Below are 24745 nucleotides of genomic sequence, written 5' to 3' on the forward strand. Positions count from 1 at the left end.
GGCCGCGTCTTCTCCTGGTCACTCCCAGGAGGAATACAAGTGAGCAAGAAGGCGTACGTCGCCGTGGTCGTGGGGCTCGGGCTCGTCACGTTGTCCGCGTGCGGGTCATCGGGCGGTGGCTCCGGTGCCGCGGGCGGGGACTCCAAGACCGTGACCCTTGTGAGTCACGATTCGTGGGCTGTCTCGAAGGGTGTGCTGAAGGACTTCGAGAAGAAGTCTGGCTACAAGGTCAAGGTCCTGAAGGACGGGGACGCCGGCGAGGCCGTCAACAAGGCGATCCTGTCCAAGGGCAATCCGCAGGGCGACGTCTTCTTCGGCGTCGACAACACCCTGCTCTCGCGCGCGCTCGACAACGGGATCTTCTCCTCGTACAAGGCCAAGGGGCTTGATGAGGTGAAGAGCGAGTATCGGCTCGACAAGGGGAAGGAGCGCGTTACTCCCGTCGATACCGGGTCGCTCTGCGTCAATTACGACAAGGCGTATTTCAAGAAGCACGACCTCGCGCCGCCGGCCTCCTTCGCCGACCTCGCCAAGCCCGCGTACAAGAATCTGTTGGTCACTGAGAACGCGTCCACCTCGTCGCCCGGTCTCGGCTTCCTGCTCGGGTCCGCCGCGAAGTACGGCGACGACGGCTGGCAGCCGTACTGGAAGAAGCTGAAGGCCAACGGGCTGAAGGTCGTGGATGGGTGGGATCAGGCGTACAACGAGGAGTTCAGCGGGAGCGCCGGTGGGAAGAAGGCCGGCGGCGACCGGCCGCTCGTCGTGTCGTACGCGTCCTCGCCGCCCGCCGAGGCCGTGTTCGCCGATCCGCAGCCGAAGACCTCGCCGGTGGGCGTCGCGAAGGGGACCTGTTTCCAGCAGGTCGAGTTCGCGGGGCTGCTCGACGGGGCGAAGAACGATGAGGGCGGCAAGGCGCTGCTCGACTTCCTGGTCTCCAAGAAGTTCCAGGAGGACATGCCGCTCAACATGTTCGTCGACCCCGTGACCAAGAACGCGAGCGCGCCTGCCGATTACACCAAGTACGCGGTGAAGATCGACGATCCCGAGACCATGAGCCCGCGCAAGATCGCGGACAACCGGGACGACTGGGTGAAGTCGTGGACGTCGCTCGTACTGAAGTAGTCGTCAAGAAGCGCAGGGGGAACGCGGCGCGGCTTGGGCTCATGGCCCTGCCCGTCGTGTTCTTCGGGCTGTTCTTCGCCTACCCGGTCGTCGCGATCGTCGAGCGCGGGCTGCATGTCGACGGAGGCTGGCAGCTCGGGCGGATCCTGGACGTGCTCGGGCAGTCCGACATCCGGCACGTGCTGTGGTTCACGGTGTGGCAGGCGGTGGCGTCGACCGTGCTTACGCTGCTGATCGCGCTGCCGGGGGCGTATGTCTTCGCGCGGTTCGAGTTCCCCGGGAAGCAGGTGCTGCGGGCCGTCGTCACCGTGCCGTTCGTGCTGCCAACCGTCGTCGTGGGCACCGCGTTCCTCGCGCTCGTCGGCAACGGCGGGCTGCTCGACGAGCTGTGGGGCGTGCGGCTCGACACGACGGTGTGGGCGATTCTGCTGGCGCATGTGTTCTTCAATTACGCGGTCGTGGTGCGGACCGTGGGTGGGTTGTGGGCGCAGCTCGATCCTCGGCAGGAGGAGGCCGCGCGGATGCTCGGCGCCTCGCGGTTCGCGGCCTGGCGGAAGGTGACGCTGCCGGCGCTGGGTCCCGCGGTCGCCGCTGCCTCGTTGATGGTCTTTCTGTTCACGTTCACGTCGTTCGGTGTCGTGCAGATCCTCGGCGGGCCCGGGTTCTCGACTCTGGAAGTGGAGATCTATCGGCAGACCGCGCAGATCTTTGATCTGTCCACTGCTGCCGTGCTGACCATCGTGCAGTTCGTCGCCGTGGGACTGATTCTTGGCATTCATGCGTGGACCGTGCGGCGGCGGGAGAGCGCGCTGCGGCTCGTCGACGCCGCGCACACGTCGCGCAGGCCGCGCGGGACCGGGCAGTGGGCGCTCCTCACCGGCGTGCTGGCGTCCGTCGCCCTGCTGATCGTGCTGCCGCTCGGGGTGCTCGTCGAGCGCTCGCTCGATGCTCCGGGCGGGTACGGGTTCGGGTATTTTCGGGCGCTCACGGACGCCGACGGCGGGACCTTCCTCGTGCCGCCGATCGACGCGATCTGGAATTCGCTGGAGTACGCGCTCGCCGCCACGGCCATCGCCGTGGTGATCGGTGGGCTCGCCGCCGCTGCCCTCACCCGTCGTGCAGGGCGGCTCGTGCGCGGGTTCGACGCGTTGCTGATGCTGCCGCTGGGGGTGTCGGCGGTGACCGTCGGGTTCGGGTTCCTGATCACGCTCGACGAGCCGCCGCTCGACCTGCGGTCCACGTGGATCCTGGTGCCGCTCGCGCAGGCGCTCGTCGGGGTGCCGTTCGTGGTGCGGACGATGCTTCCGGTGCTGCGGGCCGTCGACGGGCGGCTCCGGGAGGCCGCCGCCGTGCTCGGGGCCTCGCCGCTGCGGGCCTGGCGGGAGGTCGACCTGCCGATGGTGCGGCGGGCGCTGCTCGTCGCGGCCGGGTTCGCGTTCGCCGTGTCGCTCGGCGAGTTCGGGGCGACCGTGTTCATCGCGCGACCCGACAATCCGACGCTGCCGGTCGCCGTGGCCCGGCTGCTCGGGCGGGCCGGTGACCTCAACTACGGGCAGGCGATGGCACTTTCGACCGTGCTGATGGTCGTCTGTGCGGCCTCGTTGCTCGTCCTTGAACGGATTCGGCCCGCCAAGGCCTCGACCGGGGAGTTCTGATGTCGCTGCTGGAGTTGGACGACGCGACCGTACGATTCGGTGGGCGCGCCGTGCTCGACGACGTGGACCTGGAGGTCGCCGAGCACGAGATCGTGTGCGTGCTCGGGCCGAGTGGCAGCGGCAAGTCGACGCTGCTCAGGGCCGTCGCGGGACTGCAACCCCTGGACGGTGGGCGGGTGCTGCTCGGCGGCGCCGACCAGGCGGGGGTGCCCGCGCACAAGCGGGGCGTCGGCCTGATGTTCCAGGACCACCAGCTGTTCCCACAGCGCGACGTGGGGCAGAACGTCGCCTTCGGACTGCGCATGCACGGCGCGGGCAAGAGTGAACAGGCGGAGCGCGTACGGGAGTTGCTGGGGCTCGTCGGGCTGCCCGGCGCGGAGCGGCGCGCGGTCGGCGCGCTGTCCGGTGGGGAGCAGCAGCGGGTCGCGCTCGCGCGGGCGCTCGCGCCGCGGCCGCGGTTGCTGATGCTGGACGAGCCACTCGGGCAGCTCGACCGGACGCTCCGTGAGCGGCTCGTCGTCGAACTGCGGGAACTCTTCGGCGAGTTGGGCACGACCGTGCTCGCCGTCACGCACGACCAGGGTGAGGCCTTCGCGCTCGCCGACCGGGTCGTGGTGATGCGCGACGGGCGGATCGCCCAGAGCGGTACGCCTCTTGAGGTGTGGCAGCAGCCGGCGGACGAGTTCGTGGCGCGGTTCCTCGGGTTCGACAACGTGGTGGAGGCGACGGTGACCGGGGCGGTCGCGGACACGCCGTGGGGCAAGGTGCCCGTGCCCGAGGGGGCGGAGCAGGGGGAGTGCCGGCTCCTCGTGCGGCCCGCGGGCGTACGGCTCGTGCCTGCCGCCGAAGCCCAGCTGACCTGCGCCGTCACCGCCCGCACCTTTCGTGGTACGCACGTCGCCCTGCACCTGCAGCCGGGGGACGCGCCCCGCCTGGAAGCGGCCTGCGCGCTGCGCTCCGCGCCGGAGCCGGGCGACGCGGTCGGGGTCGCCTTCGACGCGGCGGAGATCGTGGTGCTGGGGGCAGCGACTCCTTAGGGCCGCCGTCCTCGTTGCGCGGCACCGGGGTGCCGCCTTGCCCACCCTGCCGCCCAAGGCGGCAGATTGCCCAAGGCGGGGTGGGCGGGCGCTGGGGGCGGGTGGCCCTGGGTGGGCCACCCGACCGAGGGTCAGCGCTGTGTTGCGCCCTTGCGGCGGAGGGCGAAGACCACGCCGCCGCCTGCGACGACCAGGAGGGCCGCGATACCGGCGATCACCGGGGTGTTGCTGCTCGCGCCGGTCTCGGCGAGGTCCGAATCACCGGCCGGGGAGGCCGAGTTGCTCGGTGCCGGGGCGGCGGCGGAGCTGCTCTGCGAGGGCGCCGGGGCCGGCTTCTCTGCCGGGGCCGAGGTGCTGGGCGCCGCGGACGTCGGAGGCGTCGACGGCTTCTCGGTGGCGCACGCCTTGGCCGGGGCGGTGACGCCGCCGGCGACGTCGTCGTCGACGTCGAAGCGGTCCGTCTTCACGTGCACGCGGTAGGTCGCGCCCGGCTTCCAGTCCTCCTTGAAGGTGATCGTGGCGCCCTCCTTGGAGCCCTTCACGACCTGGGAACCGACCTGCTCCTCGGAGCCGCCGGAGGTGCGGAAGACGGTGACGGTCGCCGGGGTGCCGGAGGCGTCCACGTCGGTGACGGAGATGACACCCTGCTGGCCGTCGCAGACTGCCTTGGCGGTGAACTCGCCGATGTTGCACGCCGAGGCGGAGCCTGCGACGCCGAGCGTCAGGGCCGTCGCGGCGGCGGCCACACCGGCGTAGCGGGCCGCTCTGGTGGAGATGCGCTGAGATATGCGGGGGGCTACGGACACGGCTGTCCTTCACATGTGCTGGGAAGAGGGGGGTGTGGCGCGGCGCGAACGCACCTCGAAGCTCAACACCCCCACGGTCACCGATGGTTTATCGGTGACCGTGACGCAGCGTCAATGGTCCGAGGGCTTCACCCGGCACTCTTGACCGTTGCTTGACCGAGCCGCTCGATCGCCTCGCCCGCCTCCTCGACCGTGTCCACCAACGCGATCCGGTCCTCCATGGACCGCTCGCGGGCGAGTGCCTGGAGCAGTGGCCAGGTGGGAAGGCGTTCGGTCCAGTGGGCGCGGTCGACCAGGACCATCGGGGTCGGCTCGCCGCGCGACTCGTAGTAGTTGGGCGTCGCGTTGTCGAAGATCTCCTGGACCGTGCCCGCCGCGCCCGGCAGGAAGATCACGCCCGCGTTGGAGCGGGCCAGCAGACCGTCCTCGCGGGTGGCGTTGGCGAAGTACTTGGCGATGTGCTCGGCGAACGCGTTCGGCGGCTCGTGCCCGTAGAACCAGGTGGGGATGCCGACGGAAGGGCCGCCGCCCGGCCAGCGCTCCCGCACGGCGAAGGCCGCCTCCGCCCAGTCGGTGATCGACGGGGCGAACGACGGTGATTTGGCGAGGAGTTGGAGCGCGTCGTCGAGCATGGGGTCGGCGAACGGCGCCGCGTACGCGCCCAGGTTCGCGGCCTCCATCGCACCGGGACCGCCGCCCGTCGCGACCGTGCACCCGGCGCGCGCCAGCGTCCGGCCGAGCCGTGCCGCGCCCGCGTACGCGTCCGTGCCGCGCGCCATCGCGTGGCCGCCCATGACGCCCACCACCCGCGCCCCGACGAGGAGTTCGTCGAGCGCGTCGGACACCGAGTCGTCGTGCACGGCGCGCAGCATCGACGCGAACACGTCGCCGTCGGTCTTGGTGCGCTGGAACCACTCGTACGCACGGGCGTCGGGAGTGGCCGCGTAGCCGCCCTCGGACGAGAGGCCGTCGAAGAGCTCGGAGGGGGCGTAGAGGCGACCGCGGTACGGGTCGAAGGGGAGGCCGGGGACCGGCGGGAAGACCAGCGCGCCGCGGGCCCTGACCTCGGCGGCCGCCTGCGGGTCCATCGGGCAGCCGAGGAATATGGCGCCCTCGACCTCGGTGGCGAGGAGCCGCGACGTACGGTCCGTCAGGTCGACGGCCTGCACCCGGTGCCCGGCCAGCGTGGCGCGCGCGGCCACCACCTCGTCGAACTCCGCGAGCGTCTCGATCTCGCGGTCGGAGGTGGTGGCAGGCACGGACGGTTCGGAGGAATGCTCTGGAGTCGGCACCCGCCCATGCTAAGCACGGGCGGGCGCGCGGCCGTTGGTCGGCTCTCGACCGGTCAGCCCTCGACGACCGACGGGTCCATCCACATGACCTCGAAGGTGTGCCCGTCGAGGTCGTCGAAGGCCCGCCCGTACATGAAGCCGTGGTCCTGCTTCTCGCCGGTCTCGGTGCCGCCCGCGGCGATCGCCCGGTCCACGAGCTCGTCGACCTTCTCGCGGCTCTCGGCGCTCAGCGCGAGGAGCACCTCGCTGTTGCTCGTCGAGTCGATGATCGCCTTCTTGGTGAAGCCCGCGTACTTCTCCTTCGTGAGCAGCATGAGCACGATGTGCTCGCTGATCACGATGGAGGCGGCGGTGTCGTCCGAGAACTGCGCGTTGCGCTCGTACCCCAGCTCCGTGAAGAACTTGGTGGACGCGGACAGGTCGGTCACGGCCAGGTTCGCGAAGATCATCTGCTGGTACTCGCTCATGATGTGTCCGTCGCCTTCTCGCTGAGGTGAAGTGAAGTGGTGGTGCGTACGAACAGGTAGACGGCCAGTCTCGGCAGAACTCATCGGGTTGTCAGCGGAGCCGCCGAAAGTTCCGCGACGAGCCAGGTCAGCGGCCCGAACACGGCCAGCAGGGCACAGGCCCTGAGCGCCACCGCCCCGCGCAGCGCCGTGGCGGGCGCCCCGATCCGCAGCAGCGCCTCCGTCGTGTGCCGCCGCGCCTGGCGGGCCTCGAAGGACGCGGTCACCAGCGTCGCCACGGCGCAGCCGACGACGAGCACCGCGCCGAGGGTCGCCAGCGGCCCGACGCCGGCCGTCGCGCCCGCGCGCTCCCCGTACACCACGCCCGCCGCGTACGCTCCCGACGCCACCGCGCAGACCACGCCGAGCGGGCGGCCGACGCGCCGCGCCTCCTCCTGGAGCCCCCGGCCCGCGAGCAGCCGCACCGCCGAGGGGCGCACGGACTGCAGCGCGCGCCCGCACAGGAACGTGAGCCCGGGACCTGCGAGCGCCAGGCCGAGCGCGGTCAGCGTCCACCCGGCGAGCACGCCCGTGGGGCTGCCGGTGAGGCCGCCGGGCAGCCGGGAGCCCGCGGCGCCGCGCGCGCTCGCCGCGTACGTCTCCACGGCGAGGCCCGCGGCGAGCAGCGCGAAGCCCCACGGCAGGCCGGTCGGGGCCGTGGCCGGTTCCCCCGGTTCCGCCTTGTCGTCCACGGGAGCCGCGGGCCGCGGGCGCAGCGCGAGGGCGCTCGCCGCGGATGCCGCGAGCGGCACCCAGGTCAACAGGGTGAGCGTGGCGGCGAGCGGCAGGGGCCGGTCGGCGGCGAGCAGTCCGCGGGCCGCGCCGTCGAACGGGAGGCCCGTCAGATCGCCCCGCAGATGCAGGAAGAACAGCAGCGCCAGCATCGAGCCGAGCGTGCAGGCGATCGCCGTGGAGATCGCGGCGAGCAGGCCGAGGCGGGCCGGGCCGAGGCCCACGGCGGACAGACCCGCGCGCGGCTGCGTGCCGGGGTCGGAGCGGGCCACGGCGACCGCGAAGTACACCGTCGCGGCGATCGGCAGCACGCACCAGGCCAGGCGCAGCAGGGAGTTGGCCGCGGTCTCGGGGTGCCCGAGCGCGTGGCCGAGCGTGCACAGGAGCAGAAAGCCGGTGCCGGCCGATGCGGCGGCCACCAGGAGTCTGCGCAGCTGGACCAGCGGGTGCGCGCCGCGCGCTAGACGGAGAGCGAGCACGCGGCCCGGCCTTCCCCTTCGGTGGCCTTCTCGGGCAGCGGCACGGTGTGCACGCGACGCCCGTCGAGCAGCGACTCCGTACGGTCGGCGAGCGCGCCCACCGCGGAGTCGTGGGTGGCGAGGACGACCGTGATGTCGTGCGAGCGGGCCGCCGCGGTGAGGGTGCGCATGATGTGGGCGCTGTCGGCGCGGTGCAGGGTCGCGGTCGGCTCGTCGGCGAACACCACGTGCGGGGCGTGCGCGAGGGCGCGGGCGATGGACACGCGCTGGCGCTCGGCGACGGACAGGGCGTGCGGGCGCTTGCGGGCGAGGCGGCCGACGTCGAGCCGGTCGAGCCACTCGTGGGCGGCGGTCTTGGCGGGGCGCCGGGCGGTGCCGCGCAGCATCAGGGGGAGGGCGGCGTTCTCCCACACGTTCAGCTCGGGTACGAGGACGGGCTCGGGATCGATCCAGCCGAACCGGTCGCGGCGGAGCCGTTCGCGCACCAGGGGGCCCATCGTGTGCACGGGCGTGCTGTTGAACCACACCTCGCCCTGCTGCGGCAGGAGCTGCCCGGACAGGCAGCGGAGCAGCGTCGTCTTCCCGCTGCCGCGGGGCCCGGTGACGGCGAGGATCTCGCCCTCGCGGACGCCGAGCGAGACACCGGTGAGCGCGGGGGAGCCGCTGTCCGAGCCGCTGTGCGCGTAGTGCAGGGCACGCGCCCACAGCACGTCGTTGTCCGGCGGGGCCACCATCGCGTACACCTCGGTTCAGATCAGTTGCCTTCCCCCGTACGGGGGAACGAAGACGCGGCCGATCGGTCACTGGGCACGGTAGGTACGCATCGGCGGGGGCCGGAGAAAAGACGCGGCCCGGCCGCTCCCATCTCACTCGGATGGGTGCAACCGGGCCGCGCGTCAAGCCAGTTGGCGTTCCGTGGACGCGCCGGCTCAGATCTGTTCCGGGATCTTGGATCAGATCTTCTCCCAGGCCTCCGTGAGGACCTGGCGGACGATGCCCTCGATCTCGTCGAAGGTGGACTGGTCGGAGACCAGCGGCGGGGAGAGCTGGATGACCGGGTCGCCACGGTCGTCGGCGCGGCAGTACAGGCCGTACTCGAAGAGCTTCTTGGAGACGAAGCCGTAGAGCACGCGCTCCGACTCCTCGTCCGTGAAGGTCTCCTTGGTGGCCTTGTCCTTCACGAGCTCGATGCCGTAGAAGAAGCCGTTGCCGCGGACGTCGCCGACGATCGGCAGGTCGTTCAGCTTCTGCAGCGTGTTGAGGAAGTTCGCCTCGTTGTCCAGCACGTGCTGGTTGAGGCCCTCGCGCTCGAAGATGTCCAGGTTCGCGAGACCCACGGCGGCGGAGACCGGGTGGCCACCGAACGTGTAGCCGTGCAGGAACGTGTTGTCGCCCTTGTAGAACGGCTCGGCGATCCGGTCGGAGACGATGGCCGCACCGATCGGGGAGTAGCCGGACGTCATGCCCTTGGCGCAGGTGATGATGTCCGGGACGTAGCCGAACTTGTCACAGGCGAACATCGTGCCGAGGCGGCCGAAGGCGCAGATGACCTCGTCGGAGACGAGCAGCACGTCGTACTTGTCGCAGATCTCGCGCACGCGCTGGAAGTAGCCGGGCGGCGGCGGGAAGCAGCCACCGGCGTTCTGCACCGGCTCCAGGAAGACGGCCGCGACCGTCTCCGGGCCCTCGAACTGGATCTCCTGCTCGATCTGGTCGGCGGCCCAGCGGCCGAAGGCCTCCGGGTCGTCGCCGTGGATCGGGGCGCGGTAGATGTTCGTGTTCGGCACCTTGTGCGCGCCCGGGACGAGCGGCTCGAAGGGGGCCTTCAGGGCCGGCAGACCCGTGATGGACAGGGCGCCCTGCGGGGTGCCGTGGTAGGCGACCGCACGCGAGATGACCTTGTACTTCGTGTGGTTGCCGTTGAGCTTGTGGTACTGCTTCGCCAGCTTCCACGCGGTCTCGACGGCCTCGCCGCCACCGGTGGTGAAGAAGACCTTGTTGAGGTCGCCCGGAGCGTAGTGGGCCAGGCGCTCGGCCAGCTCCACGGCCTTGGGGTGGGCGTACGACCAGATCGGGAAGAACGCCAGCTCGGCCGCCTGCTTGGCGGCGACCTCGGCGAGCTCCTGCCGGCCGTGCCCTGCCTGCACCACGAACAGGCCGGAGAGGCCGTCCAGGTACTTCTGGCCCTTGTCGTCGTAGATGTAGGTGCCCTCGCCACGCACGATGGTGGGAACGGGCGCGTTCTCGTACGACGACATGCGGGTGAAGTGCATCCACAGGTGGTCGTACGCGGTTCGGCTGAGGTCCTTGCTCACGGCTATCGGGTTCCCCACATGTAGGTCTGCTTCTTGAGCTTCAGGTAGACGAAGCTCTCGGTGGAGCGCACGCCGGGGAGGGCCCGGATGCGTCGGTTGATGACCTCCAGAAGGTGGTCGTCGTCCTCGCAGACGATCTCCACCATCAGGTCGAACGAGCCCGCGGTCATCACGACGTACTCGCACTCCGGCATGTCGGTGAGCGCATCCGCCACGGGATTCAGATCGCCCTCGACGTTGATGCCGACCATCGCCTGCCGTCGGAAACCCACGGTGAGCGGGTCGGTGACGGCGACGATCTGCATCACGCCCTGATCGAGCAGCTTCTGTACGCGCTGGCGCACGGCCGCCTCGGAGAGGCCGACGGCCTTTCCGATGGCGGCGTACGGGCGCCTGCCGTCTTCTTGAAGCTGTTCGATGATGGCGAGGGAGACGGAGTCGAGCGGCGGATTGCTGCCGTTCCTCGAACTGGGTCCCTTGGGGTCTGCGCTGCGACTGGCCACGGCCTCACTGTGCACGAGGACTCCGCTGTTCCGCAAGCCCAGATCGATGAAATTCGTTGTCTACGAGGTTCAACCTCACTAATTCCGTAGTTCAACAGGGGTGGGGGGTGTCGAAAACGTCGGTCCTCGGTCTAGGGTGGGCGTCTCAATCTTTGGACAGCGAACAGTCAGGAGGCCGGCAGTGAGCACGAGTGAGCTGCGTCGTCTGCGCAACTACATCGACGGTGAGTTCAAGGACGCCGCCGACGGACGGACCACCGAGGTGGTCAACCCCGCCACGGGCGAGGCGTACGCGAGCGCGCCGCTGTCCGGGCAGGCCGACGTCGACGCCGCGATGGCCGCCGCCGACGCCGCGTTCCCGGCCTGGCGCGACCTGGTCCCGGGAGAGCGCCAGAAGTACCTCCTGAAGATCGCGGACGCGTTCGAGGAGCGCGCCGAGGAGCTCATCGCCGTCGAGTCGGAGAACTGCGGCAAGCCGCTCGGGCTCACCCGCAGCGAAGAGATCCCGATGATGCTCGACCAGATCCGCTTCTTCGCGGGCGCGGCCCGGATGCTGGAGGGGCGCTCCGGCGGCGAGTACATGGAAGGCCTGACCTCCTTCGTGCGCCGCGAGCCGATCGGCGTCTGCGCGCAGGTCGCGCCGTGGAACTACCCGATGATGATGGGCGTGTGGAAGTTCGCCCCGGCGCTCGCCGCGGGCAACACGGTCGTCCTCAAGCCGTCCGACACCACCCCGGCCTCCACGGTCCTGATGGCCGAGATCATCGGCTCGATCGTGCCCAAGGGCGTCTTCAACGTGGTGTGCGGCGACCGTGACACCGGCCGCGCGATGGTCGAGCACAAGACCCCGGCGATGGCCTCCATCACCGGCTCCGTGCGCGCCGGCATGCAGGTCGCCGAGTCCGCCGCCAAGGACCTCAAGCGGGTCCACCTGGAGCTGGGCGGCAAGGCCCCGGTCGTCGTCTTCGAGGACGCCGACCTCGCGAAGGCCGCCGAGGGCATCGCCGAGGCCGGGTACTTCAACGCCGGCCAGGACTGCACCGCCGCCACCCGCGTCCTCGTCCACGAGTCGGTGCACGACGAGTTCGTCACCGCGCTCGCCAAGATCGCCGCCGAGACGAAGACCGGCGCGGCCGACGACGAGGACGTCCTGTACGGCCCGCTGAACAACGCCAACCAGCTGAAGCAGGTCACCGGCTTCATCGAGCGGCTCCCTGCGCACGCCAAGGTCGAGGCCGGCGGCCACCGGGTCGGCGAGCAGGGCTACTTCTACGCCCCGACCGTCGTCTCGGGCCTCAAGCAGGACGACGAGATCATCCAGAACGAGGTCTTCGGCCCGGTCATCACCGTCCAGTCCTTCACGGACGAGGAGCAGGCGGTGTCCTACGCCAACGGCGTCGAGTACGCGCTGGCCTCCTCGGTCTGGACGAAGGACCACGGCCGCGCGATGAGGATGTCCAAGGTCCTCGACTTCGGCTGCGTGTGGATCAACACCCACATCCCGCTCGTCGCCGAGATGCCGCACGGCGGCTTCAAGAAGTCGGGCTACGGCAAGGACCTGTCGGCGTACGGCTTCGACGACTACACGCGCATCAAGCACGTGATGACGTCGCTGGACGCGTGAGCCCGCGGGTGAACCTCACCTACGGCGAGGTCGGCGCGACCCTGGCGGCAGGCGAACTGCCGCCGGGGTACGCCCACATGGACCGCCGCGTCCGGCTCGGCTCGGGGCAGGAGTGCTTCGAGCGGGCCGGTGCGGCGGTCCTCGCGTGGGGCGCGCAGCGCGGCGTCGGAATGCGCGTGACGCCGGGCGACGACGTCCGGGAGGGCGCGGACGCGGTGCTGTGGCTCCACTTCCTGCGGATTCCCTGCCGGGTGGTGGGGGTCGTGCGCGACGACTCCCGGATCGGCTTCGCGTACGGGACGCTGCCGGGGCATCCGGAGTGCGGCGAGGAGGCGTTCGTCGTCGAGCGGGAGGCGGACGGGTCCGTGTGGTTCCGGGTCCGGGCGTTCTCGCGCCCTGCCAGCTGGTACGCGCGGCTCGGCGGGCCGGGGACGCGGAGCGTGCAGCGGTGGATGGCCCGGCGGTATCTGCGGGCCGTCGCGGCCGCGGTCGCGGCAGCGTAGATCGACAAGGTGTCGGCCCCCGGCCGTGCTGCTCGACGCAGCGTCCATTGTGGGGTCAAGTCGCCGGGCGAGAGGCTGAGTTCGTGCCAGCGAACCCGAAATCCCACCAGGTCACCCGTCGTTCCCTGCTGCGCGCCGCGGGCGGTGGTGCCGCGGCCGCGGCGGTCGGCGGCCTCGCCACCGGCTGCGGGGTGCCCGCCGCGTACGTCTCGCCGGGCGAGCGGGCAGGCCACGATCTGTCCGCCGACGAGAAGCGGCTCACCTGGGCCAACTGGCCGCTCTACATCGACGTCGACGACGACAACCCCTCGAAGCGGCCCACGCTCGACGCGTTCGAGAAACGGTCCGGGATCCAGGTCAAGTACACCGAGGAGATCAACGACAACGACGAGTTCTTCGGCAAGATCAGCCCGTCGCTCATGAACCACCAGAAGACCGACCGCGACCTCATCGTCATCTCCGACTGGATGTGCTCGCGTTTCGTGCGCCTCGGCTGGGTCCAGGAGATGGACCGGGCCCACCAGCCCAACGTCACCAAGTACCTCGACCCGCTGCTGCGTTCGCCCGCCTTCGACCCGGGCCGCAAGTACACCGTGCCGTGGCAGTCCGGCATCACCGGCATCGCGTACAACAAGCGGAAGCTGGGCCGCGAGATCAAGCACGTCTCCGACCTGTGGGCGGACGATCTGGCGGGCCGGGTCACCCTCCTCTCCGGTCTCGACGAGTCCTTCGCCCTCCTCATGCAGGGCAACGGCGTCGACATCACCAAGTGGACCGGCGCCGACTTCGACAAGATCTGCGAACAGGTCGAGAGGCTCGTGAAGGCGAAGCACATCCGCCGCTTCACCGGCAACGACTACATCAAGGACCTGTCCAGCGGCGATGTCCTCGCCTGCCAGGCGTACAGCGGCGACATCATCCAGCTCCAGGCCGACAACCCGGACATCGAGTTCGTCGTGCCGGAGGAAGGCGCCGAACTCTGGGCGGAATCCCTGATGATCCCCAACCTCGCCGACCACAAGGCCAACGCCGAGCGCCTGATCGACTACTACTACCAGCCGGAGGTCGCGGCGGAGCTGGCCGCGTGGGTCAACTACGTGTGCCCGGTACCGGCTGCGCGGGACGTGCTCGCCTCGTCCAAGGACAAGGAGACCGCCGAGCTCGCCGAGGACTCGCTGATCTTCCCGGACGACGGGATGCGCTCGCGGCTCGCGATCGCCCGTGACATCAGGCCGGCGGAGCGGACCGAGTTCTCGAAGCGGTGGAACAGGATCGCGGGGCTGTGAGCCGCGACGCGAGTCACAACGAGGCTTGCGGGGTGCTGAGTTGAGGCCGTCATAGGCTGTGGCCATGACCGATGACCAGTCGTCCGTCGGGGCGGCGGTGACCCTGGGGCTGTTCGCCGCCTGGGCGCTGCACGACACCGAAGAGGTGCTCACTGCGCCGCGCTGGATCCGGAGGAACGTGCCGCGGCTTCGCGAGCGGTGGCCGGGCGCGCCCGAGCGGGTATGGCGGGTCCTGGAGGGGGCCGACGAGCGGGAGTTCACCGCTGCCGTCGGGGTGATGGCCGGGATCGTCGGCGCGGGGGCTGTCGCCGGATGGGCGAGCGGTGGCCGCAGCGCCACGTACCAGGCCATGCTGAACGGCTTCGGGGCGCACGGGCTGCTGCACATTGGCCAGGCCGTCGCCGTGCGCGGCTACACGCCGGGCGTCGTGACCTCGCCGGTGCTCGTCGTGCCGTTCGCCCTGTGGGCGCGGCGGCGGCTCGCGAAGGCCGGGGTACTGCGTCCCGGCCGGGCCCGTGACGTCGTCGCCGGGGTCGCCTGGGCGGCCGCGGCGACGGCCGTCTCGCACGGGGTGGCGCACCGGCTGGTCAGTCCGCGTTCCTCGCCGACGCCATGACGATGCGCTGGGCGACGGGGTTCATGTTCTCGCCCTTCGCGTCCGTGGAGTTGACCGAGTAGACGAGCGTCCGGGTCAGCTCGCGGTCGGCGGCGATCCCGGTGCCGTAGCCGTACCGAGAGCCGGACTTGCCCCAGTACACGCGGCCGCCGATCTCGATCTTCTGCAGGCCTGCGCTCATCGTGGCGTCGTCGAGGCCGGCCGGAGGCGTGAACATCTCCTCGAGCTGCGGCTCGGGCACGATCCGGCCCCGGAAGAGGGCGGTGAGCAGCCGTTCCAGGTCGGCGGTCGTCGAGATCATGTCGCCCGCCGCCGAGCGGTCGGCCTGGACCCACTCCGTCACGTCGACGAACTCCCCGTCCACCAGCTGGTATCCGCGGTTGTGCGGGCCGTGGATCCGGCCGTCCGTCCCCGGGAAGTACGTGTGCCGCACCCCCGCCGGGCGCAGTACGAGCCGGGCCGCCGCCTGCGCGTAGGAGTCGCCGGTCACCTTCTCCACCAGCAGCCCGAGCAGCGTGTAGTTGATGTTGAGGTACTGCTGGCGGGTCCCCGGCGCGAACGCGGGCCCCTTGGCGAGCGCCAAAGCGGCGACCTGTGTGGGGGTGACGACGTCGAAGCGGTGTGCGTACTGGTCCGCGAACGCGTCGCCCCACCCATCGGCGGGCTGAATCCCGCTGGTGTGGTTCAGCAACTGTCGTACGGAGATGGGCTGTCGGAAGGCCGTGCCGTCGAAGAGACCGGGGAGGTAGCGCTGCACCGGCGCGTCCAGGTCGACTTCTCCGGCGGCGGCGAGCCGCAGCACCGTGGCCGCCGTCACGACCTTCGTGGTGGAGCCCGCCCGGAACCGTGCGTGCTCCAGAGCCTTCGCCCCGCCCCGCAGATCCCGTACGCCCGCGGTCCCGTGCCAGGAACCGCCCTTGCCGCCGACCCGGACCAGGGCGGCGGTGGCGTCGCCGTCCGGCAGGCCGGCGAGCGACTCGGCCAGGGCCTTCGCGTCCGGGGCGCCCGGGGCGGGAGCCACCACGGCCTGCGCCGGGACGGCCGCGGCGAGCGGCGCGGCGACGGCGCCGAGTGCGAGGGCGGTGGACAGGGCGAGGGCGAGACGGCGCTTCAAAGGGGCCTCCGGGAAGGGGAGTCGGCCCTGGCGGGCCGACACGGACCATCCTCGGTTCCGGCCGGCCGCGGCGGCTCGTCGTACGGGATGATCCCGACCCTGGGCCGATCCCCGGCCGCCCCCTAGGGGAGGCCGCTCAGGCGTCGTCGCGCAGTGACGTCAGGACGTCGACCCGGTTCGTCGTGATCGAGTCCACGCCGATGTCGAGCAGCCGGCGCATCGAGCGCTTGGTGTCCGGGGTCCATGCCGACAGCAGGTAGCCGTCCCGGTGCACGCGGGCCGCGAGCTCCCGGGTCACCAGCGGGAAGCGGTAGTTGAGCCAGCGGGGCGTGAGGGCCGCGAGGACGGCCGGGCGGGGCGGGGCCAGCGAGGTCCAGGTGAGCGCGAGTTCGGCGGAGGCGTCCGCCGCGCGCACCTTCAGCATCGTCTCGGCGCCCGCGCAGTAGTAGACCCGCTCCTCGGCGCCGCAGTCGCGGACGGCGCCGACGACCGTGCGTACGGTACGCGCGTCCGCGCCCGGCAGGTCGATCATGACGCGGGCGTCACGGCACGCCTCCAGGGCGTCCGCGAGGGTGGGCACGCCGCCCTCCGTAAGGCCGCGCACCTCCTCGCAGGAGAGCGCGGACAGTGGGCGTTCGTGCTGCCACAGGCGTTCGAGCGTGGAGTCGTGGAGCAGTACCGGGACGGCGTCCCGCGTCAGTCGTACGTCGATCTCCACCACGTCGGCGCCCCGTTCCAGCGCGGAGCGCAGGGACGGGAGGGTGTTCTCACGGACTCGGTAGGGGTCGCCTCGGTGGGCCACGGCAGTCACGGTGCGCATGGCCACCATTGTGGCCTCCGGCCGGGGCGGGTGGGCGTCACCCGGTGATCGGTCGCGGGGCTCCGCCCCGGACCCCGCTGCTCAATCGCCGCAGGGGCTCTATGCGGGCCAGTTCTCCGTGTAGGTGTCGATCTCCGTGATGATGCGGGCCTTGCCCAGCTCGTCGAGGAACGACTCCCGCACCGCGTTCTTCGCCAGCTCCGCCACGCCCCGCTCGTCGAGGTCGAGGAGGCGGGCCGCCACCGCGTACTCGGTGTTGAGGTCCGTGGAGAACATCGGCGGGTCGTCCGAGTTGATGGTCACCGTCACGCCCGCGTCCACGAATTGCTTGAGCGGGTGCTCGTCGAGGGTGCGGACGGCGCGGGTCGCGATGTTCGACGTCGGGCACACCTCCAGCGGAATGCCGTGCTCGGCGAGGTGCGCGAGCAGCTTCGGGTCCTGGACCGACGACGTGCCGTGGCCGATGCGCTCGGCGCCCAGGTGGTTCAGCGCGTCCCACACCGTCTCGGGCCCGGTCGTCTCGCCCGCGTGCGGCACCGAGCGCAGGCCCGCCGCGCGCGCCCGGTCGAAGTACGGCTTGAACTGCGGGCGCGGCACGCCCACTTCGGGCCCGCCGAGCCCGAACGACACCAGGCCCTCCGGTCGCAGCGCGTCGTCCGTGGCGAGCCGCGCCGTCTCCTCGGCCGACTCCAGACCCGCCTCGCCGGGGATGTCGAAGCACCAGCGCAGCACCGTGCCGAACTCGGCCTCCGCCGACTTGCGCGCGTCCTCGATCGCCTCCATGAAGCCGCGGGCGTCGATGCCGCGGCGCGTGGAGGAGAAGGGGGTGAGGGTGAGCTCCGCGTACCGCACGTTCTGCCGGGCCATGTCGCGGGCGATCTCGTACGTGAGGAGGCGGACGTCCTCCGGCGTGCGGATCAGGTCGACCACCGACAGGTACACCTGGATGAAGTGCGCGAAGTCCGTGAACGTGAAGAACTCGGCGAGCGCCTCGGGGTCGGCCGGGACCTTCGAGTCGGGGTGCCGGGCGGCGAGCTCCGAGACGATCCTGGGGGAGGCGGAGCCCACGTGGTGGACGTGCAGTTCCGCCTTCGGCAGGCCGGTGATGAAGGCTTGCAGGCTCTCGCTGCGACTCGGGCTCGGGCTCTGGCTCACGGTTTCCTCCCCAGGAACTTGGGTGATCGGCTGATCGGGGTCGTCGTCATCGTATGCGGGGAGCCCGGCGGCCCGGCGGCGCACCTAGCATGAGCGGATGAGCGAGTACGACCCGTGGCGTGCGCCGCCGGCGCCCTCCGCGTACGGGTACGCCAACCCGTACGCGGCGCCGGACGAGCCCGTGCCGCCACCGCCCGTCGGGCCCGAGGGTCCGACGCCGTTCCCGTACGGGGCGTACTGGTGCGCGTACGGGCACGGCGCCCACGGGGCCGTACCGCCCCGCAACGGAATCGGTGTCGCGGCCCTCGTGCTCGGCATCGTCACCGCGGTCGGCTTCGTGCTGTGGCCGCTCGCGATCGTGACGGGGGTGCTCGCGGTGATCTTCGGCGTGGTCGGCAGGCGGCGGGCCGGGGACGGGGCCGCGACCAACGGCGGGCACGCGCTGGGCGGGCTCATCTGCGGCGTGGGCGGGCTGCTGTCGGCGATCGGGGTCGGGATCGCGGTCCTCATGGGGTGAGCCCATAACCCGCTCCGGCCCGAGTCCGCGGGCTCAGCGCAGCCGCTCTCTCGCCGCCATCAGCGCGAAGCCCAGCAGATTCAGCCCCCGCCACGCCTCCGGATCCGCCGCGCCGGCGTCGTCCGCCGCCATCCCGATGCCCCACACCCGGTCCGTCGGACTCGCTTCCACAAGGACCCAGTCACCCGTCCCGACCAGGAACTCCCGCAGCCCCGGATCCGCCGCGAACTTGTGGACGCTCCCCTCGACGACCACGCCGAAGCGCTCCCGCTCCCACACCGCGCCGTCGAAGCCGCGCACCAGCCGCCCCGCCTTCTTGGCCTCCGCCGGATGCCCGGCGGCGATCGCGCGGCGCTCCGCCTCCGCGTCACCGAAGAGGCGGGCCTTCTCCGCCATCATCCAGTGCTCCGCCGTCGCGTACTGAACGCCCGCCACCGTGAACGGTGCGGGCCACCACTGGCTGAGACAACTCGCCCCGATCGAACCGTCCTTACGCGGCGTGTGCCCCCAGAAGTGCAGGTATCGCACACTTGTCCCCGCCGCCAGGGCAGTGACCAGCGATTCCCTGCTGTCGATCTCCATACACGCGAGTCTGGCACGCACCACTGACAATCCGTCCTGCGTTTTCCAGGTGGACTCGACACCCGGTCGACAGATTCCGTCGCGTAACCAAATGGCAACAACGGAATCACTTGTTGGCCCGGTGGTCCTCTGTCAGGATCGGCACTCAAATCGAGCTGGAGCTACGGCTGGAGCTACGTCGGCCCCCGGGACGGTGCCGACGCAGGAGAAGCGAGAGCGAGCACTCATGCACCACCCCACCTCGGACCACCCCGCCTCGGCCAAGAACGTGGCCGCACTGGCACAGGAACTCTTCGCGGACGGCGCGAACTTCGTCGCGGGCCGCCTCGTCAAGGGCACTTCGGGCCGCACCCACGCCGTCGTCGACCCGGCCACGGGCGCGGAGGTCTACACGTACGAACTGGCGGGCACCGGCGATGTGGACGCCGCCGTCGCCGCCGCCCGCGCCGCCTTCCCCGGCTGGTCGGGCGCGACGCCCGGCGAGCGGTCCGACGCCATGCACCGGTTCGCGGCCGTGCTCGACGAGAAGGCGGAGGAGCTTGCCCGCCTCGAATCGCTGCAGTGCGGCAAGCCGCTCAAGCTGAGCCGCGAGTTCGACGTTCCCGGATCGGTCGACAACGCCGCCTTCTTCGCCGGCGCCGCCCGGCATCTCCAGGGGCAGTCCGCCGGCGAGTACAGCGCCGACCACACCTCGTACGTACGCCGCGAGCCCATCGGTGTGGTCGGCTCCATCGCGCCGTGGAACTACCCGCTGCAGATGGCCGCCTGGAAGGTGCTTCCGGCGATCGCGGCGGGCAACACGATCGTCCTCAAGCCCGCCGAGCTGACCCCGTTCACCTCGCTCCTCTTCGCGCAGGCCGCCACCGAGGCGGGCCTCCCCGACGGCGTCGTCAACGTCATCAGCGGCGCGGGCCGCGACGCCGGTGAACACCTCGTCGGGCACCCGGACGTCGCCATGACCTCCTTCACCGGCTCCACGGGCGTCGGCAAGCGGGTCGCCGAGATCGCCACGGCCACCGTGAAGCGGATCCACCTGGAGCTGGGCGGCAAGGCACCGTTCGTCGTGTTCGACGACGCCGACCTCGACGCCGCCGTGCACGGCGCGGTCGCCGGCGCCCTCATCAACACCGGGCAGGACTGCACCGCCGCCACGCGCGCGTACGTGCAGCGGCCGCTCTACGAAGCCTTCGTGGAGAAGACGGCCGCCCTGATGGAGACCGTCAGGCTCGGCGACCCGTTCGCCGACGGCACCGACCTCGGGCCGCTCATCTCGCACGCCCAGCGGGACCGCGTCGCCGAATTCGTGGACCGGGCGCGCGGCTACGCGCGCGTGGTGACCGGTGGCGAGGCCCCCGGCGGCGAGCTCGCGGACGGCGCGTACTACCGGCCCACGCTCATCGCCGACGCCGCGCAGGACAGCGAGGCCGTGCAGTCCGAGATCTTCGGTCCCGTGCTGGTCGTGCTGCCCTTCGACAGCGACGACGAGGGCATCGATCTCGCCAACGACACCCCCTATGGGCTCGCCGCCTCCGCCTGGTCCACCAACGTGTTCCGCGCGAACCGCGCCACGCGCGAGATCAAGGCGGGCTGCGTGTGGGTCAACGACCACATCCCGATCCTCAGCGAGATGCCGCACGGCGGCTACAAGGCGTCCGGCTTCGGCAAGGACATGTCCGCTTATTCCTTCGACGAGTACACGCAGATCAAGCACGTCATGTTCGACAACACAGCGGTGGTGCGCAAGGACTGGCACCGCACGATCTTCGGGGACCGATAGTCGACGCCGGCCGCCTGACCGCCGGCCGCCAACCCTCCCGAAAGGGCAACCACGCGCATGGAGCAGTACGAGCCCGACAGCCTGACGTCTCTCAGTCGGCCCCAACTGGCCGCCATGCACCGCAGCTTCAGGAACGGCAGGGCCGCGATGTCCCGCCGTTCCCTGATGCGGGCCTCGGCAGGCGGCGCGCTCGCGGTCGGTGGGCTCGGCGCCCTCACCGGCTGCGGCATTCCCGCGGCGAGCAAGTCCTCGGGCGGCATCTCGTCCGAGGACCACTCGGCCAAGGAGAAGGTCATCAACTTCTCCAACTGGACCGAGTACATCGACATGAGCGACGACGAGAAGCACCGCCCGTCGCTGGAAGCGTTCACCAAACGCACCGGGATCAAGGTCAAGTACACCGAGGACATCAACGACAACGTCGAGTTCTTCGGGAAGATCAAGCCCCAGCTCGCCGCGGGCCAGGACACCGGCCGCGACATCATCATCCTCACCGACTGGCTGGCCGCCCGGCTGATCCGCTACGGCTGGGTGCAGAAGCTCGACCCGGCCAACCTGCCGCACGCGTACACCAACCTGTCCGCCCAGTTCCGCAACCCCGACTGGGACCCGGGGCGCGCCTACTCCTACCCCTGGACGGGCATCGCGACGGTCATCGCGTACAACACGAAGGCCACCGGCGGGAAAGAGGTCACCTCGGTCTCGCAGCTGCTCGACGACCCGAAGCTCAAGGGCAAGGTCGGTCTGCTCTCCGAGATGCGCGACACGATCGGCATGACGCTGATCGACATGGGCAAGGACCCGCGCACCTTCACGTCCGACGACTTCGACGCGGCGATCGCGCGTGTCCAGAAGGCCGTCGACAGCAAGCAGGTGCGCCGCTTCACCGGCAACGACTACATCTCCGACCTCAGCAAGGGCGACCTCGCGGCCTGTCTCGCCTGGGCCGGGGACGTCGTGCAGCTCCAGGCGGACAACCCGCACGTCAAGTTCGCGATCCCGGACGCCGGTTACATCTCGTCGACCGACAACATGCTGGTCCCGAACAAGGCTCGTCACAAGACGAACGCCGAGAAGCTCATGGACTACTACTACGAGCCGGCGGTCGGCGCCGAACTGGCCGCGTGGATCAATTACGTCTCGCCGCTGGACACCGGCCTCGTCAAGCCGGAACTCGCCAAGATCGACAAGGACGTCGCGAACGATCCGCTGATCGTCCCCGACAAGGAGATGTCGGCGAAGGCGCACGGCTTCCGCTCCCTGACGGCCAAGGAAGACACGGCGTTCGAGCAGAAGTTCGCCCAGCTCACCGGCGGCTGAACCACCGCCCCCGTCCTCAGCCCTCCCCGACTCCTTGGACTCACCATGACGACCCTTACGACGTCGGAGACCGGTGGAGACGTCCGTCTCTCCGGGATCAGCAAGACGTACGACAACGGCTTCACCGCCGTCCAGCCGCTCGACCTCACCGTGCCCCAGGGCTCGTTCTTCGCGCTGCTCGGCGCCTCCGGCTGCGGGAAGACCACGACCCTGCGCATGATCGCGGGCCTTGAGGACCCGACCACGGGCACCGTGCACCTCGGCGACCAGGACGTGACGTCCCTGCCCCCGTACAAGCGCCCGGTGAACACCGTCTTCCAGTCGTACGCGCTCTTCCCGCACCTCGACATCTACGAGAACGTCGCCTTCGGCCTGCGCCGGCGCGGCATCAAGTCAGTGAAGAAGCAGGTCGAGGAGATGCTCGACCTGGTGCAGCTCGGCGAGCAGATCCGCAAGAAGCCGCAGCAGCTCTCCGGCGGCCAGCAGCAGCGCGTCGCCGTGGCCCGCGCGCTGATCAACCACCCCAAGGTGCTGCTCCTCGACGAGCCGCTCGGCGCCCTCGACCTCAAGCTGCGCCGCCAGATGCAGCTGGAGCTCAAGCGCATCCAGACCGAGGTCGGCATCACGTTCGTGCACGTCACGCACGACCAGGAGGAGGCCATGACGATGGCCGACACCGTGGCCGTGATGAACTCGGGCTCCGTCGAACAACTCGGCGCCCCCACCGACCTGTACGAGAACCCGGGCTCGACGTTCGTCGCGAACTTCCTCGGCACCTCGAACTTCATCGAGGCCGAGATCGCGGGCAGGGCCGGCGACGACCTCACCCTGAAGGCGGGGGGCGACAAGCTCGTCCTGCCCTCCGTCCGCAACTCCGCGCGCACCGCGGCGACCGGCGACAAGCTGCTCCTCGGCGTGCGCCCCGAGAAGATCTCGCTCACGCACGCCGACGACGCGGGCGAGATCCCCGACGGCCGCAACCGCATCACCGGGAAGATCGCCGACTCCAGCTTCATCGGCGTCTCCACCCAGTACGTCATCGACAGCCCGCTGTGCGACTCCTTCGAGGTCTACGCACAGAACATCGAGCGCGACAGCCGCCTCGCCCCCGGCGCCGAGGTCGTCCTGCACTGGAACCCCGCGCACACCTTCGGACTCGACGCCGCGCAGGATGTCGGGGCGGGCGCGGCCAAGGTCTCGGAGGACGCCGCCGCATGAGCACCGTCACCGACGCGCCACCGGCGGCGCCCACACCGGCGGAGAAGCCCCGCAAGACACGTAAGCGCGGCCGCCTCGTCCCGTACTGGCTGCTGCTGCCCGGCATCCTCTGGCTGGTCGTCTTCTTCGCCCTGCCGATGGTCTACCAGGCCTCGACCTCCGTACAGCAGGGGTCGCTTGAGGACGGCTTCAAGGTCACCTGGCACTTCGCGACGTACTGGGACGCACTGTCCGAGTACTGGCCGCAGTTCCTGCGCTCCGTCCTGTACGCGGGTCTCGCCACGATCCTGTGCCTGCTGCTCGGCTACCCGCTCGCGTACCTCATCGCGTTCCGCGCGGGCCGCTGGCGCAACTTCATCATGATCCTGGTGATCGCCCCGTTCTTCACCAGCTTCCTGATCCGCACGCTCGCGTGGAAGACGATCCTCGCGGACGGCGGCCCCGTCGTGGGCGCGCTCAACTCGCTGCACGTCCTCGACGTCACGAGCTGGCTGGGCATGACCGACGGCAGCAGAGTCCTCGCCACACCGCTCGCGGTGGTGTGCGGACTCACGTACAACTTCCTGCCGTTCATGATCCTGCCGCTCTACACCTCCCTGGAACGGATCGACGGCCGACTGCACGAGGCGGCGGGCGATCTGTACGCGCACCCGTTCACCACCTTCCGCAAGGTGACGTTCCCGCTGTCGATGCCGGGTGTGGTCTCCGGAACGCTGCTGACCTTCATCCCCGCGACCGGCGACTACGTGAACGCCGACCTGCTCGGCTCCACCGACACCCGCATGGTCGGAAACGTCATCCAGACACAGTTCCTGCGGATTCTCGACTATCCGACGGCGGCGGCGCTCTCCTTCATCCTCATGGCGGCCATTCTCTTCATGGTCACCTTCTACATCCGCCGTTCCGGGACGGAGGACCTCGTCTGATGGGCACGATGAATCCCCTGCGCTGGCTGCGAAAGAATCTCGTGGTGATAGCGGGCCTGATCACGCTCGGCTATCTCCTGCTCCCGAACCTCGTGGTGACGGTCTTCTCCTTCAACAAGCCGAAGGGCCGCTTCAATTACGAGTGGCAGGAATTCTCGACCGACGCCTGGAAGAACCCGTGCGGCGTCGCCGACATGTGCGGCTCGCTCTCGCTGAGCCTCCAGATCGCCTTCTGGGCCACGATCGGCGCGACGGCCCTCGGCACGATGATCGCCTTCGCGCTCGTCCGCTACCGGTTCAGGGCGCGCGGCGCGATCAACTCACTGATCTTCCTGCCGATGGCGATGCCGGAGGTCGTGATGGCGGCCTCGCTGCTCACGCTCTTCCTCAACATGGGCGCCCAGCTGGGCTTCTGGACGATCCTCATCGCCCACATCATGTTCTGCCTCAGCTTCGTGGTGACGGCGGTGAAGGCCCGCGTGATGTCGATGGACCCGCGCCTGGAGCAGGCCGCGCAGGACCTCTACGCGGGCCCGGTGCAGACGTTCCTCCGCGTTACGCTGCCGATCGCGGCGCCCGGTATCGCGGCGGGCGCGCTGCTCGCCTTCGCGCTGTCCTTCGACGATTTCATCATCACCAATTTCAACGCGGGCTCGACCGTCACCTTCCCCATGTTCGTGTGGGGCTCGGCGCAGCGCGGAACGCCCGTTCAGATCAATGTCATCGGTACGGCCATGTTCCTGGTCGCCGTACTGTGTGTGCTGGCTGCAATGACCATCGGTAAGCGCAAGAACAAGGCTGCGTAACAGGTTGCGCAACCCCATCTAGTTCCTGAGGGAG

24 protein-coding genes are annotated in these 24745 nt (G+C 70.2%); 13 read left to right on the plus strand and 11 right to left on the minus strand.

All coding sequences use genetic code 11. The annotated features are described in order from the left end of the window. The first annotated feature begins 39 nt into the window (after positions 1-39). Genes ACIRHA_RS28790 through ACIRHA_RS28800 form a run of 3 tightly spaced genes read left to right on the plus strand, consistent with a single transcriptional unit; the run spans position 40 to position 3814 of the window. Entirely contained in the window at positions 40-1122 is a 1083-nt protein-coding gene (locus ACIRHA_RS28790) for a thiamine ABC transporter substrate binding subunit (RefSeq protein WP_403851689.1), read from the plus strand. Further along, a complete protein-coding gene (locus ACIRHA_RS28795; RefSeq protein ID WP_403851692.1) occupies positions 1098-2777 on the plus strand; it encodes an ABC transporter permease in 1680 nt (559 codons plus the stop codon). Before ACIRHA_RS28790 ends, ACIRHA_RS28795 begins: the two co-directional genes overlap by 25 nt. Further along, positions 2777-3814 (plus strand): ABC transporter ATP-binding protein, encoded by a 1038-nt coding sequence (locus ACIRHA_RS28800; RefSeq protein WP_403851695.1) that lies wholly within the window; start codon positions 2777-2779, stop codon positions 3812-3814. The genes ACIRHA_RS28795 and ACIRHA_RS28800 overlap by 1 nt, the downstream gene beginning before the upstream one ends. 131 nt (positions 3815-3945) lie before the next feature. Here ACIRHA_RS28800 and ACIRHA_RS28805 read toward each other — a convergent pair whose 3' ends face one another. The 7 genes from ACIRHA_RS28805 to ACIRHA_RS28835 all read right to left on the minus strand — a co-directional run bounded on the left by ACIRHA_RS28805 (position 3946) and on the right by ACIRHA_RS28835 (position 10462). After that, a complete protein-coding gene (locus ACIRHA_RS28805) occupies positions 3946-4620 on the minus strand; it encodes an LAETG motif-containing sortase-dependent surface protein (protein ID WP_403851698.1) in 675 nt (224 codons plus the stop codon). Positions 4621-4748: 128 nt separating this feature from the next. Then, entirely contained in the window at positions 4749-5879 is a 1131-nt protein-coding gene (locus ACIRHA_RS28810) for an LOG family protein (RefSeq protein WP_403851701.1), read from the minus strand. 86 nt (positions 5880-5965) lie between these two features. After that, positions 5966-6379 (minus strand): VOC family protein, encoded by a 414-nt coding sequence (locus ACIRHA_RS28815; protein ID WP_403851704.1) that lies wholly within the window; start codon positions 6377-6379, stop codon positions 5966-5968. 80 nt (positions 6380-6459) lie between these two features. Then, the gene (locus tag ACIRHA_RS28820; RefSeq protein ID WP_403851707.1) at positions 6460-7629 is read right to left on the minus strand and encodes a hypothetical protein; all 1170 of its coding nucleotides are present in this window, start codon (positions 7627-7629) and stop codon (positions 6460-6462) included. Further along, positions 7611-8363 carry an ABC transporter ATP-binding protein gene (locus tag ACIRHA_RS28825; protein WP_403851710.1) on the minus strand — a complete coding sequence of 251 codons (753 nt, stop codon included), beginning with the start codon at positions 8361-8363 and terminating at the stop codon, positions 7611-7613. The genes ACIRHA_RS28820 and ACIRHA_RS28825 overlap by 19 nt, the downstream gene beginning before the upstream one ends. 219 nt (positions 8364-8582) lie before the next feature. Next, the gene (locus ACIRHA_RS28830; protein WP_403851713.1) at positions 8583-9962 is read right to left on the minus strand and encodes an aspartate aminotransferase family protein; all 1380 of its coding nucleotides are present in this window, start codon (positions 9960-9962) and stop codon (positions 8583-8585) included. After that, positions 9947-10462 (minus strand): Lrp/AsnC family transcriptional regulator, encoded by a 516-nt coding sequence (locus ACIRHA_RS28835; RefSeq protein WP_403851716.1) that lies wholly within the window; start codon positions 10460-10462, stop codon positions 9947-9949. The genes ACIRHA_RS28830 and ACIRHA_RS28835 overlap by 16 nt, the downstream gene beginning before the upstream one ends. Positions 10463-10628: 166 nt before the next feature. Between ACIRHA_RS28835 and ACIRHA_RS28840 the strand changes: the two genes are divergently transcribed. From ACIRHA_RS28840 to ACIRHA_RS28855, 4 genes are all read left to right on the plus strand, one after another. Beyond that, positions 10629-12071, plus strand: coding sequence for a gamma-aminobutyraldehyde dehydrogenase (locus ACIRHA_RS28840; RefSeq protein ID WP_403851719.1), 1443 nt, complete (start codon positions 10629-10631; stop codon positions 12069-12071). After that, a complete protein-coding gene (locus ACIRHA_RS28845) occupies positions 12068-12574 on the plus strand; it encodes a DUF1990 family protein (RefSeq protein ID WP_403851721.1) in 507 nt (168 codons plus the stop codon). The genes ACIRHA_RS28840 and ACIRHA_RS28845 overlap by 4 nt, the downstream gene beginning before the upstream one ends. A gap of 83 nt (positions 12575-12657) precedes the next feature. Continuing rightward, positions 12658-13860, plus strand: coding sequence for a spermidine/putrescine ABC transporter substrate-binding protein (locus tag ACIRHA_RS28850; protein ID WP_403851724.1), 1203 nt, complete (start codon positions 12658-12660; stop codon positions 13858-13860). 64 nt (positions 13861-13924) lie between these two features. Beyond that, positions 13925-14476, plus strand: a complete 552-nt coding sequence (locus ACIRHA_RS28855; RefSeq protein ID WP_403851727.1) for an HXXEE domain-containing protein — start codon at positions 13925-13927, stop codon at positions 14474-14476. On the opposite strand, the gene ACIRHA_RS28860 is transcribed toward ACIRHA_RS28855, so the two are convergent. The 3 genes from ACIRHA_RS28860 to ACIRHA_RS28870 form a co-directional block, all read right to left on the minus strand. Beyond that, on the minus strand, positions 14448-15632 hold the full coding sequence (locus ACIRHA_RS28860; RefSeq protein ID WP_403851730.1) for a serine hydrolase domain-containing protein: 1185 nt from the start codon (positions 15630-15632) through the stop codon (positions 14448-14450). The genes ACIRHA_RS28855 and ACIRHA_RS28860 overlap by 29 nt on opposite strands. Before the next feature lie 94 nt (positions 15633-15726). Next, a complete protein-coding gene (locus tag ACIRHA_RS28865; protein WP_403851733.1) occupies positions 15727-16410 on the minus strand; it encodes a glycerophosphodiester phosphodiesterase in 684 nt (227 codons plus the stop codon). Between the two features lie 99 nt (positions 16411-16509). Continuing rightward, positions 16510-17565, minus strand: a complete 1056-nt coding sequence (locus ACIRHA_RS28870) for an adenosine deaminase (RefSeq protein WP_403851736.1) — start codon at positions 17563-17565, stop codon at positions 16510-16512. Between the two features lie 97 nt (positions 17566-17662). Here ACIRHA_RS28870 and ACIRHA_RS28875 point away from each other — a divergent pair, with 97 nt between their 5' ends. Beyond that, a complete protein-coding gene (locus ACIRHA_RS28875) occupies positions 17663-18082 on the plus strand; it encodes a DUF4190 domain-containing protein (protein WP_403851739.1) in 420 nt (139 codons plus the stop codon). 33 nt (positions 18083-18115) lie between these two features. Here ACIRHA_RS28875 and ACIRHA_RS28880 read toward each other — a convergent pair whose 3' ends face one another. Next, a complete protein-coding gene (locus ACIRHA_RS28880; protein ID WP_403851742.1) occupies positions 18116-18664 on the minus strand; it encodes an NADAR family protein in 549 nt (182 codons plus the stop codon). 226 nt (positions 18665-18890) lie between these two features. Between ACIRHA_RS28880 and ACIRHA_RS28885 the strand changes: the two genes are divergently transcribed. The 5 genes from ACIRHA_RS28885 to ACIRHA_RS28905 are packed head-to-tail and all read left to right on the plus strand — an operon-like array spanning position 18891 to position 24711. Then, complete coding sequence (locus ACIRHA_RS28885; protein WP_403851745.1) at positions 18891-20441, plus strand: gamma-aminobutyraldehyde dehydrogenase; 1551 nt, start codon at positions 18891-18893, stop codon at positions 20439-20441. Between the two features lie 57 nt (positions 20442-20498). Continuing rightward, on the plus strand, positions 20499-21761 hold the full coding sequence (locus ACIRHA_RS28890; protein WP_403851748.1) for a spermidine/putrescine ABC transporter substrate-binding protein: 1263 nt from the start codon (positions 20499-20501) through the stop codon (positions 21759-21761). A 45-nt stretch (positions 21762-21806) separates the two neighbouring features. Next, entirely contained in the window at positions 21807-22979 is a 1173-nt protein-coding gene (locus ACIRHA_RS28895; RefSeq protein ID WP_403851751.1) for an ABC transporter ATP-binding protein, read from the plus strand. Then, positions 22976-23905: an ABC transporter permease gene (locus tag ACIRHA_RS28900; protein ID WP_403851754.1), complete on the plus strand. Its 930-nt coding sequence runs from the start codon at positions 22976-22978 to the stop codon at positions 23903-23905. Before ACIRHA_RS28895 ends, ACIRHA_RS28900 begins: the two co-directional genes overlap by 4 nt. Beyond that, entirely contained in the window at positions 23905-24711 is an 807-nt protein-coding gene (locus ACIRHA_RS28905) for an ABC transporter permease (RefSeq protein WP_403851756.1), read from the plus strand. The genes ACIRHA_RS28900 and ACIRHA_RS28905 overlap by 1 nt, the downstream gene beginning before the upstream one ends. The last annotated feature ends 34 nt before the right edge of the window (positions 24712-24745 follow it).

The sequence above is a fragment of the Streptomyces sp. NPDC102360 genome (assembly GCF_044766085.1).
GTDB lineage: Bacteria > Actinomycetota > Actinomycetes > Streptomycetales > Streptomycetaceae > Streptomyces.

Bases quoted from the DNA above. Each gene is read 5' to 3' on its own strand.
- ACIRHA_RS28800 (WP_403851695.1), top strand. From the start codon at position 2,777: ATGTCGCTGCTGGAGTTGGACGACGCGACCGTACGATTCGGTGGGCGC.
- ACIRHA_RS28815 (WP_403851704.1), bottom strand. From the start codon at position 6,379: ATGAGCGAGTACCAGCAGATGATCTTCGCGAACCTGGCCGTGACCGAC.
- ACIRHA_RS28825 (WP_403851710.1), bottom strand. From the start codon at position 8,363: ATGGTGGCCCCGCCGGACAACGACGTGCTGTGGGCGCGTGCCCTGCAC.
- ACIRHA_RS28855 (WP_403851727.1), top strand. From the start codon at position 13,925: ATGACCGATGACCAGTCGTCCGTCGGGGCGGCGGTGACCCTGGGGCTG.
- ACIRHA_RS28865 (WP_403851733.1), bottom strand. From the start codon at position 16,410: ATGCGCACCGTGACTGCCGTGGCCCACCGAGGCGACCCCTACCGAGTC.
- ACIRHA_RS28875 (WP_403851739.1), top strand. From the start codon at position 17,663: ATGAGCGAGTACGACCCGTGGCGTGCGCCGCCGGCGCCCTCCGCGTAC.
- ACIRHA_RS28880 (WP_403851742.1), bottom strand. From the start codon at position 18,664: ATGGAGATCGACAGCAGGGAATCGCTGGTCACTGCCCTGGCGGCGGGG.
- ACIRHA_RS28885 (WP_403851745.1), top strand. From the start codon at position 18,891: ATGCACCACCCCACCTCGGACCACCCCGCCTCGGCCAAGAACGTGGCC.
- ACIRHA_RS28890 (WP_403851748.1), top strand. From the start codon at position 20,499: ATGGAGCAGTACGAGCCCGACAGCCTGACGTCTCTCAGTCGGCCCCAA.
- ACIRHA_RS28895 (WP_403851751.1), top strand. From the start codon at position 21,807: ATGACGACCCTTACGACGTCGGAGACCGGTGGAGACGTCCGTCTCTCC.
- ACIRHA_RS28900 (WP_403851754.1), top strand. From the start codon at position 22,976: ATGAGCACCGTCACCGACGCGCCACCGGCGGCGCCCACACCGGCGGAG.
- ACIRHA_RS28905 (WP_403851756.1), top strand. From the start codon at position 23,905: ATGGGCACGATGAATCCCCTGCGCTGGCTGCGAAAGAATCTCGTGGTG.